Origin of the sequence: Mesorhizobium sp. M0106 (assembly GCF_040322715.1) — a bacterium.
Lineage (GTDB): Bacteria > Pseudomonadota > Alphaproteobacteria > Rhizobiales > Rhizobiaceae > Mesorhizobium.
The window spans coordinates 1-8,587 of the sequence record NZ_JAMYUA010000090.1; the positions used below are offsets into that span (position 1 = coordinate 1).

12 protein-coding genes and 1 pseudogene are annotated in these 8,587 nt (G+C 60.1%); 6 read left to right on the forward strand and 7 right to left on the reverse strand.

Annotation, left to right across the window (positions count from 1 at the left end; genetic code table 11):
- The coding region (locus NKJ55_RS34765) for a hypothetical protein (protein ID WP_352453843.1) at positions 1-260 on the reverse strand (260 nt) is incomplete at its 3' end.
- 419 nt (positions 261-679) lie between these two features.
- On the opposite strand from NKJ55_RS34765, the gene NKJ55_RS34770 reads away from it, so the two are divergent.
- On the forward strand, positions 680-1,390 hold the full coding sequence (locus NKJ55_RS34770) for an antitoxin Xre/MbcA/ParS-like domain-containing protein (RefSeq protein WP_352453832.1): 711 nt from the start codon (positions 680-682) through the stop codon (positions 1,388-1,390).
- Positions 1,391-1,392: 2 nt separating this feature from the next.
- Positions 1,393-1,983 (forward strand): RES family NAD+ phosphorylase, encoded by a 591-nt coding sequence (locus NKJ55_RS34775; protein ID WP_352453833.1) that lies wholly within the window; start codon positions 1,393-1,395, stop codon positions 1,981-1,983.
- 426 nt (positions 1,984-2,409) lie between these two features.
- Here the strand turns inward: NKJ55_RS34775 and NKJ55_RS34780 are convergent, their stop codons facing one another.
- Complete coding sequence (locus NKJ55_RS34780) at positions 2,410-2,694, reverse strand: hypothetical protein (protein ID WP_352453834.1); 285 nt, start codon at positions 2,692-2,694, stop codon at positions 2,410-2,412.
- Positions 2,695-3,186: 492 nt separating this feature from the next.
- Here NKJ55_RS34780 and NKJ55_RS34785 point away from each other — a divergent pair, with 492 nt between their 5' ends.
- Positions 3,187-3,441: a transposase gene (locus NKJ55_RS34785; RefSeq protein WP_352453835.1), complete on the forward strand. Its 255-nt coding sequence runs from the start codon at positions 3,187-3,189 to the stop codon at positions 3,439-3,441.
- A gap of 94 nt (positions 3,442-3,535) precedes the next feature.
- Positions 3,536-3,805: an IS3 family transposase gene (locus tag NKJ55_RS34790; RefSeq protein WP_352453836.1), complete on the forward strand. Its 270-nt coding sequence runs from the start codon at positions 3,536-3,538 to the stop codon at positions 3,803-3,805.
- 456 nt (positions 3,806-4,261) lie between these two features.
- On the opposite strand, the gene NKJ55_RS34795 is transcribed toward NKJ55_RS34790, so the two are convergent.
- The 3 genes and pseudogenes from NKJ55_RS34795 to NKJ55_RS34810 all read right to left on the reverse strand — a co-directional run bounded on the left by NKJ55_RS34795 (position 4,262) and on the right by NKJ55_RS34810 (position 5,741).
- Positions 4,262-4,723: a phasin gene (locus NKJ55_RS34795; RefSeq protein WP_352453837.1), complete on the reverse strand. Its 462-nt coding sequence runs from the start codon at positions 4,721-4,723 to the stop codon at positions 4,262-4,264.
- A gap of 102 nt (positions 4,724-4,825) precedes the next feature.
- Positions 4,826-5,089 (reverse strand): annotated as a pseudogene (locus NKJ55_RS35755) (IS630 family transposase); the annotation flags it as partial.
- Positions 5,090-5,507: 418 nt separating this feature from the next.
- On the reverse strand, positions 5,508-5,741 hold the full coding sequence (locus NKJ55_RS34810) for a hypothetical protein (RefSeq protein ID WP_352453838.1): 234 nt from the start codon (positions 5,739-5,741) through the stop codon (positions 5,508-5,510).
- 251 nt (positions 5,742-5,992) lie between these two features.
- Here NKJ55_RS34810 and NKJ55_RS34815 point away from each other — a divergent pair, with 251 nt between their 5' ends.
- A complete protein-coding gene (locus tag NKJ55_RS34815) occupies positions 5,993-6,211 on the forward strand; it encodes a KTSC domain-containing protein (RefSeq protein ID WP_352453839.1) in 219 nt (72 codons plus the stop codon).
- 807 nt (positions 6,212-7,018) lie between these two features.
- Here NKJ55_RS34815 and NKJ55_RS34820 read toward each other — a convergent pair.
- Positions 7,019-7,231, reverse strand: coding sequence for a hypothetical protein (locus tag NKJ55_RS34820; RefSeq protein ID WP_352453844.1), 213 nt, complete (start codon positions 7,229-7,231; stop codon positions 7,019-7,021).
- Positions 7,232-7,637: 406 nt separating this feature from the next.
- Between NKJ55_RS34820 and NKJ55_RS34825 the strand changes: the two genes are divergently transcribed.
- Complete coding sequence (locus tag NKJ55_RS34825; RefSeq protein ID WP_352453840.1) at positions 7,638-7,835, forward strand: hypothetical protein; 198 nt, start codon at positions 7,638-7,640, stop codon at positions 7,833-7,835.
- Between the two features lie 222 nt (positions 7,836-8,057).
- Here NKJ55_RS34825 and NKJ55_RS34830 read toward each other — a convergent pair whose 3' ends face one another.
- Positions 8,058-8,369, reverse strand: a complete 312-nt coding sequence (locus tag NKJ55_RS34830; protein ID WP_352453841.1) for a hypothetical protein — start codon at positions 8,367-8,369, stop codon at positions 8,058-8,060.
- Positions 8,370-8,587 lie beyond the last annotated feature (218 nt).

The following is an 8,587-nucleotide window of genomic DNA, read 5'->3' on the forward strand; positions in this document are numbered from 1 at the left end:
CAGGACGCAAGCTTGTTGTCAGGTGCATGACGCGGTGCGTCAAATGCAGCTTTGGCGATGGCGGGCGCGCTGCATTGTTGATATTGTCCGCACGGAACAGGCGCGCAAATGACACCGGATTCAGAAAAGGCCGAGGCGGTCGAGCAGTTGCTTGATACACCTGAGCTTGCAACGGCACTGGAAAGCGAACAGTTCAAAAGTCCTAGAACTGCCACTTCAGCTATCGGAAATCCTTTCCGTCCGTCGTAGGTTGTCGTCACCCAGGCCCCGCATCAGCATGTCTTGCTGCATGCGCTGGCGAAGTGGAGAGATTGTTGCATCGGTCGACAGGGTAGCCATGGCGAGTTCCTCTCGTTGAAGGGAACTCCATGGTCAGATCGCAGGCTTTACCTGCTCCCTATGAATACGCGTCATCTCAGAACTAGACGACCATCCCGCGAAGCGGGTTCGTGCATCGGGCGCGAAGCGGTCATTCGCCATGCGATGGTCAGAGGTCCTTTCGGGTCATGAGCGTTGGTTCTGTGGACGCCGCCTTTCGGGAAAAGCGATCCGGCGTCAGGAAGGTCCGGAATGGGTCCAGATCACCAGCAACAGGTGCAAATTTGCCAGACTACAATCTGGACATTTCGGACGATCCGTACTATCTAGGGCGAGAAATATGGTGCCAATGGTGGTCGTTATGAACGCTCGCAACTCGGCAGTTCGCGCAGATGCAAAGGTCGATCGTGAGACGGTCGCTGACATTCTCGATGTGTTATCGCGACGCCATCCAGGAATATCCAAGTCCGCTCTGAAAGCCGCCGGCAAGGCGGTCGCCGCCCTGACGGCGGTAACGTCTCGTCTGTCCCCTGCCGAGCAGCGCCAGATCGCTGCGCACGAACAGGCACTGGCGAGAGCAGTGGAGAATGTGGTTACGGAGCTCGCCCGACCCAGTAAGATACTTGCTCCAGTAGAGGTCGAAAAGCCCGTGGAGGTCAGCCAGGGCGCAGGCCGCGGGAAGGTCTTTGATCTTGAAGAGGGCCGGCTGCGCCTCGCTGAATATGCAACACCGACACGCCTTGAGGATTGGGCTGGTCCTGTCGCTGGTCCCGGCGAGATCGAAAAGATGTTCGGGACGAAGCGTTCGACCCTGCACGATTGGCAAAGGCGCGGAGCCGTGATCGGACTGCTCAAGGGCGAGCGGAAGCACGTATTTCCGCTCGCCCAATTCGTCGACGGTCGTCCTGTTGAGGACATGGCCCGGATCACGAAGATCATCGGGAATCCTCGTGCGACGTGGCTGTGGCTGACCCAGCAGCATGTGAGCGACACCGGCGAAACGCCGCTCGACCGACTCAAGGCTGGGCGCATCGATGAGGTCGTCGCTGACGCCGAGTTCGATTTCGGCTGATCGTGGAGCTTGACGCCGAAGTCGTCGCGGACCTGGCAATTAGGTTCCAGCCGCAACACTACCTGCGGGCAATGCGACAGGAGTACGCAGCTACTCCATTGGGCATGGGGTTCGGACAATCGCGCTTCGCAAGCCCCGACCGGTCCTTCATGGTCCTCTACATTGCTCGCGACCTGGCGACGGCGATCGCCGAGACGATTATTCGCGACCGGTTCGAGGGAAAATCTTACCGCATGCTGCATCTCTCGGAAATCCCTGGCTGGGCCGTGTCCGAAGTCTCTGCTACGTCGCCCCTGACGGTGATCGACGTCCGGACCACCGGCCTGCTGCGGCTTGGGATCAGCACCGACGCTGCACGTGCCAAACAACAGGAGGAAGGCCGGAAGCTGAGCCAGGCTCTCTTTAACGGGTTCGCAGTTGACGGGATCCTCTACTATTCGCGGCTGACCGGAGCGGAATGCGTGGCGGTCTACGACCGCGCCGTGGAGGGCAGGCTCAAGGCCCGACGGGCCAGGGCGCTCGAACGCCATGCCGAACTCGTGCCGGCGTTGAGGCAGCTGAACGTTCGGGTTATCCGCGGCGACCTTTCGTAAGGAGCCGTCGGGCTATCTCTAACCTAGATCACTCGTGCTGCGCAACGCGAGCGCTGGCGCGTGACGCAGGATGGCATGAAAACATCACATCTGGAGCAATGGCTGAGAGGGTTTAAGGCAGAAGTCTCGAAAACTTCCGCACCTGGAACGGTACACGCCTACATTGCTAGACGGCACGCCTCTGTTCCGGCAAAGCTGCGAATCGCGGGGCCACTGGCAATCCGCAGGTCGGTGGGTTCAGGCAATGCTCATTGAAAGATGGGCCGCCGACTTTCCTTTGGCCGTAAAGCTCGGCGGGTTGTCGGTCTCAATTGCCGTCTCAAATTGATCGGCGGGACGCGGATGGCTAGCACGCTGCCGTTCGAACGCACCAGCGTCGGAGGCGCCTTGCTTTTGTGTCGGAACAGAAGACTTGCCTTTGGGTGATCACCCGTCATGACTAGGGATGAAGCAGAACAGGGTGTTCGCTACTTTTGCACAAAATGGGCTGAAGAGCGCGGGCTTCCTCATCAGCCAGAGAATCCAAGATTTTCCGATTTCTTTTCTTGGCTTGAGCAGAAGTCGCCGGGCCACTTGAAATTCCGAAGCAGCACTTCGGTGCGGGACGACGTCGAGCGATGGTTCATCGACGAATTCAAGCAAGGTTGGCGCTACTAGCAAGCGATTTCCGGAGAGGCCGGTGCCGTGCTCCGGGCCACCTTCCGCGATCACGCCATACCCACTTCACTTGCCTCTGTTAGCTTCTTCCTGCGGCGGGAGACCCCAATCCCGCCTGGCCGGCGCCTAACAGGCAAATCTACCCCAACGCCCCCCAAACGGCGCCGGCCACCTTCCCGCGAGCGACTGTCAGCCGGTCTAGTGGATCCCGCCAGGAGGTTGTAGCTCGAGCGTTCCTTGACGTTTATATGCTGCCCAAGCCTCGGCAGGCACTGCCGAATCCGCCCGGGCCAGCCAGTCCGCGCGCTCAGTCTCGGTAAGTGAATTCCACCACTGCATGCCGGCTATTTCATCAGCAGTCGGATTCCGGTTCGGTTCGTCTGCCATTTTCTTATCCTTGCATACGGCTTGAGTGGCGCAGGCCCGCAACTATCAGAACGGCCAAAAGCCGGCCAAAAAAGCCGGCATTTTGGAGTGCGCCCCTGAGGGTGGACAGATCGGGATGTGTGGATTGACCAGCCTTCCGGGTTTTCGGAGAGAGAACCCATGGCAAAGCACCGCAGTCACAGCATCGAGTTCAAACGCCAGGTCGCGCAGGAGTTCATCGCCGGCGAGACGCTGCACGGCTTGGCTAAGCATCACGATGTCTCGCACAACCTGATCCGCATCTGGGTGCGCAAATATGAGCAAGGAGCGTTCGACGATGATGCGCAGGCCGCTGACCTGATCCAGGAATACGAAGCACGGATCGCAGCGCTCGAACGGTTGGTCGGTAAGCAGGCTCTGGAACTGAGTTTCTAAAGGGGGCTCTGAGAAACGCACCGCGGCCGAGAAGCGGGACTACATCCGTCATCACCGGCCCTGCGGCATCAGCGTTGCCGAAGGATGCCGGTTGATGGGAATCGCGCGCTCCACCTACTACGATCCCCTGGAGAACCCGGCCGACGACACCGCGATCGTCGAGGCAATGTTCTCGATCAGCGACGAGTTCGAGTTCTACGGTTATCGCCGTGTCGGCGCTGCGCTGCGTCAGCAAGGCCTCGTCGTGAACCACAAGAAGATCCGGCGCCTGATGCACGAGCATGATCTGCAGCCCAGGATCAGGCGGCGCTTCGTTGTGCGGCCTCCTTGTCGCTGTCTAACTTATCCTGCAGCCGATTTGTAGCATCTACGGTCGACCCAGTTAGTGAGCCTGCTCGGACGGTTCGTCCGGCCGGCGCTCGGCCTCCTCGGGGCGACGATCTCGCTGCTGTTCGGTCACGGCATCGACATTTGCAGGGGTTTTGCCCTGCACTTCTGCCGGCCCCTCTCGGGTCTGCTCTGCCGCCTCGATAGCGCGCTTAAGCTCCGGATCGTTCTCGGCTACCTCGCATATAGGTGTTGCCCTGGACGGCAAGCTCCGCCGCGCGAGCCAGTCCGCGCTCAAGTCAGCTCGGAATAGCCTTGGAGCAAATTATCGATGCCATCAGAGACATGAACGCGTCGCTAGACGACCAGCGATCAAAAACCGAGGCCCGCCTTCCAAAGCTGACCTAAGAGACACATAGCCGGTCAGCCCAAAAGAAAAAGGCGGCTGGAGAAGGGCGTCGTTTTGCGGGTATCTCCGATCGCCTAGACTCAATCAGGCGACCTTGAGATCCTTCATCGCCTTTTCAAAGACATCCTTGATTGGCTTGGATATATCTTCGGCAGCCTTGGTCGTCACGGCCTGAAATTCCTTGGCCTGCTCTACGGTCAGTTCGACCTGCTTGCGCAAGAAGGCAGCCTGCAGCTCGAGGAACTCGGAGGGCGCCCTCACGGCAACCAGGGCTTCGAGGTGCGAGAAGCCGGCTTCGGTATTGGCGCGCAGAGCAGCAATTGTCTTCAGCGACAGCTCGTTGCCGACGGTCTTGGAGGTTTCGAGGCTCGACTGCAGCGCCTTCTGGGTCGTCTCGGTGCCTGAGGCAAATTTCGCATAGGCTTCTTTCGACTGCTCGAGGCCCTTTTCGGCGACAGCGCGGATCTGGTCGGTAGCCATCGACGGGTCGAAGGTCGGGAATTCGGAATTTTCAACGGTGTCAGCGGTCTTGGCCATAGTTTCCATCCTTTTCAGCGGGCGGCCCTTCACAAAAGCCGTCTCATTCATCTACGAAACTGACGTTACGGCATTTGTAGTGCATTGCAATATTTTTGTGCGACGCACCATCCTCTTTATCCGAGCGTTAACCCGCTGAACTTTTCGCCTGCCGAGGCATGATCCATGACGACAATGTCGCCGGGGTTGAGGGGGGACGAGAACTTTGTCGTCATAGATTTTGAACCTCTCGCCGTTGATCGGTCCGTCGATGAGCGATGGTGCATCGACACGGTCGTGGCGCAGCGCCGCCAGGAAGGTCACGATCTTCCAATGGTCGTTCGGCGCCTTGGCTTTTATCCTCTCGCCTCGGGGTGCCCATGCGGGATCTGGTGTGCGCCTGCTCAGCGGCGGTCGATACACTGGTCATGCATCGTCAGCAGGTTGGCGGATTCATGCTCAAACATGGTCGTCGATTCCCAGGAAACCTGGACGATTCGCTATCTGCGCTGAGTTCAGGAGCAACGGTTTTGAATATCCAGCGCAGCAGCTTGCCCAGATCGAGCATAACCGCAAGACGGGCCACCTCGCGCCGCCCAGCGTAATCAGCCAGTGCGTTCATCACGTCAGGATCAAGATGCGATCACCGAGCGAAAGGTGCAAATGTCGCTCCGCTGACGCTTCAAAGCAAAGCCCGCGCGCCTCACCGATAAGAGCTTTAGCTATCGCGTTGGCGGCATCGTCGCGGTGCCTTCGGAACGTCGAATCCCACCGCGGCGCTCGCACTTGATCTCGGCGCGGGTTCTCCCTTGTCTCATCGCCCTGTCAACGCCTTGCAAATGAGCGAAACCAAGCTGTCGCGCGCTCGCTTGTGGAGTGCGCCTTTCGGCCGCCATGCAAGGAAATCATCAACGCTCATCCAATCAACCGGCTTTGTGTCGGCGTCTCGCTGGCTGAATTTCACGTACAGATGCAGTTCGTCCGGCACGAAGACGACCCTCCACGATCCTTTGATGTCATTGGCAAGGTTGTGGGCGAGGACGGTCATGGCGGGGCACTCCTTTCGCCGTGGAGCGTGCCTATCTCACGGGAAAATTGACGCTCGCGCTTTCTCAGAAATCCAACGTCCGCGTGATGCCGAAAGGTGCAGCTAGCTTTTTGTGTATCTCGATTGGGAACACGGGACCGCCGCGAAAGTTCGGTGCACGCAGCGAATCCTCCCCCTCCAGGTATTGCTGCAGATCGGTATCCCGATCGGCCCGCGCTCCCCGCAAGCGCGGGCCTCGGCCTGTGGTGCTCATGCCATCTACTTCGATCCGCAACATGGAATATGATCTGGATAGAAGGACCCTCTCGGTGTGGTTCGTCGCCAGCGGCAAGCGGTACGAATTTGAGGGGGTACCGCCGGAAACCTTTGCCGCGTTCCGGGCCGCGTTTGCCAAGGGCCGCTATTTCAACGACCACATCCGCAACAATTTCCGCTACCGTCTGGTTGCGAGCGATAGCGATTCGGGATGACCTGACCTGCCGGCGGCTCAATCGTCCTGTCGCTCCAACCGGCGGTTGGTGGACGCGTTGCCGCTGTTGCGCTTAGGGTTGGTTACGGTCCGCACTCACTTGGCAAGCCCAACCCCCCGCATCCCCCCGCCTGGTGCAAAGCGTTTGATCGGTCCCGCCGTTCTGGCAGTGCGGCGGGACTTTTTTGCGGTCCAGGTGGAGCATCGGCGCGCGGGGAAGGCGCGGTGCACGCAGCACCCTTTTCTCATTCAACGTACGTCGGTGGCGCGCTGAAGGGTCTCAACGTCGGTCTGCCGCCAGAGCTCAACTAGCTGGACTATTACTCGACCGGAAGCGGCTCGTGCTGCGGCTCAGCGTGGTGGAACACCTGTCCAAGATCGCGCGCGTCGAACGTTTGGCCGCAGACTGGGCAGTAGACGAAGTGCTTCGAGTCGTCCTCTACCGGCCCGTCATACGGCTTGCCCTCATAGCCTGTCGCGATGTTGTCGGTTCTAATCCGGGCATCGACAAGTCACAGGAGCGGAAGAAGCTCGAACGCCGAGGCTTTACCCCAGCCAGATCGACGCCGAGATCAGCCGCTATGCGACGGCGATCAGCCGCATCCTTCGCTCTCAAAAGCAATATGGCTCCACACCGGATAGTGCCGCACGACCGAGGGAGCAAGCATATCCGTCCGCGAAGCGGAACGGAGTGGGGGTGTGGGGCCTCAGGCCCCGCGTTTTCCTTCTGTTGGCGCTAACGCCGCGCGCGCGATGGCAGCAACATGCAGCGACCAGTAGCGCTGTCCGGCTTGGTAGGTGCGAGCGTTCAGCGCGGTTGGTATGCTGCGAAGACGTAACCTTGCACCTCGACTAAGGCGATCGGTCCTTTGGGAACAGTGCCGTCGGTATGGAAGATCGCATCGGCACTGTCCTTCCAGCCCTGATTGAAGAGGCCCGTATGCGCAACGATCGCCTTCAAAGCCAAATCGTAGGTGATAGGCTGGTCGCGCAGCCATGGTCCGAACTCGCGATGAGGCACTGACGGCGTCCGGTGCTCGCGACGTCCTGCCTCAACCGCGCAAGCGCATCATCATCGCCGGCGAGCGACAGAGCCAAACCGGGAGCGCTTATTCTCCACGGAGCACCGGGCATTGTCTGGTTGTGAAGACGGTGCTTGATCACCAGCCGCCTGAGTGTGTCTTCGCTTACGTTGTAGTCGTGCCTGAACAGATCAATGGCCCTCTGGACCGTGATCGCCTCTGCCCGTGGGACGTAGAGCGGCCGAAGCCGTTCGCCTGTTTCTGGCGCTGTTTTGACAGGGAGCGCATTGGTCATTCGGCCCATCGCGCTTTTCTGCGGCCCGCCGTTTCGCCCGACATCATGGAACGATATCGCCCCCCATGTATTAGAAACCCATGGACACTATGGAACCCCACGGCCACGGGATGGCGGCCGATCTTTTGACATCGGAAGTTGCCAATGCCAGGCAGCGCATCCACCGGACCGAGCTCGCGCTTCAACGGACTGAAGAAATACTGGCCGAAAATCTCGCGCTGTGCAGCAGGATACGAACTGCGGTCGAGGCCGCAGACCGCTTGGTGAAGATCAATCCCCCCAGCTTTGAAGGACGTCGCGCGGGTTGAACTGGGCCGGCGTTTCATTCGTCGCGACCTTCAGGCCACCCGGCGCCACCGCTCGCGCTCAAGCACGGCGGCAACCGGTCGATAGACGGCGAGCGCGGCTCATCGTGCGCGGCCTGGTGCTCGCGAGGAACCTGTCATCGGGCATGCGCTCCACTGCCTCGGCGACATGCGCGAGCGACTGGTCGATCCAAGCGACGGCGGAACGAAATGCGTCAGCTTTGGTCATCCGGGACCGAATAGTCTCATTTGCCGATAGCGATCCCTCGTGAGGCGCCGGAGGTGCACATAGAGGATGCCGGCAAGGGCATGCCCCTGATGAACGCGGCCGCGCAGCTCATTGACGATCGCCATGTATGCGCCGAGCGGGATCGCGGCGAAAATCTCGAGCACGGCGGCCATGCCCTGCTCCACTAGGTCCGGACCGGCCAGCAGCAAGTCAGAGACGACCGTCAGGCTGCTTTCTTCGGTGAGCGCGTGGTTCGCCGCGGCCCTCAGCCAGAACACACAGGACCAACCGTGCATGCTCAGCGCCATGATTGTCGATCAGCCGGCGGATGGAGCCGACGGCGCGCGTCTGGCCCTCTTTCGGATAGCGGCCCTTGGGGACGATCTCTACGTGGAATTCGCCACAGAGCGCGTCAACTCGCGGGTCGACGTAGAGTGCAGCTCCGCGGCTCCAGCCTTCTCGCGCAAGCATTCGGCGTCTCCGCATGATCGACGCACGATGTTTGCACAAATGTAATGGCCGCTGC

Bases quoted from the DNA above. Each gene is read 5' to 3' on its own strand.
- NKJ55_RS34830 (WP_352453841.1), bottom strand. From the start codon at position 8,369: ATGGCGCTGAGCATGCACGGTTGGTCCTGTGTGTTCTGGCTGAGGGCC.
- NKJ55_RS34810 (WP_352453838.1), bottom strand. From the start codon at position 5,741: ATGACCGTCCTCGCCCACAACCTTGCCAATGACATCAAAGGATCGTGG.
- NKJ55_RS34790 (WP_352453836.1), top strand. From the start codon at position 3,536: ATGGGAATCGCGCGCTCCACCTACTACGATCCCCTGGAGAACCCGGCC.
- NKJ55_RS34815 (WP_352453839.1), top strand. From the start codon at position 5,993: ATGCCATCTACTTCGATCCGCAACATGGAATATGATCTGGATAGAAGG.
- NKJ55_RS34825 (WP_352453840.1), top strand. From the start codon at position 7,638: ATGGCGGCCGATCTTTTGACATCGGAAGTTGCCAATGCCAGGCAGCGC.
- NKJ55_RS34785 (WP_352453835.1), top strand. From the start codon at position 3,187: ATGGCAAAGCACCGCAGTCACAGCATCGAGTTCAAACGCCAGGTCGCG.
- NKJ55_RS34795 (WP_352453837.1), bottom strand. From the start codon at position 4,723: ATGGAAACTATGGCCAAGACCGCTGACACCGTTGAAAATTCCGAATTC.
- NKJ55_RS34770 (WP_352453832.1), top strand. From the start codon at position 680: ATGAACGCTCGCAACTCGGCAGTTCGCGCAGATGCAAAGGTCGATCGT.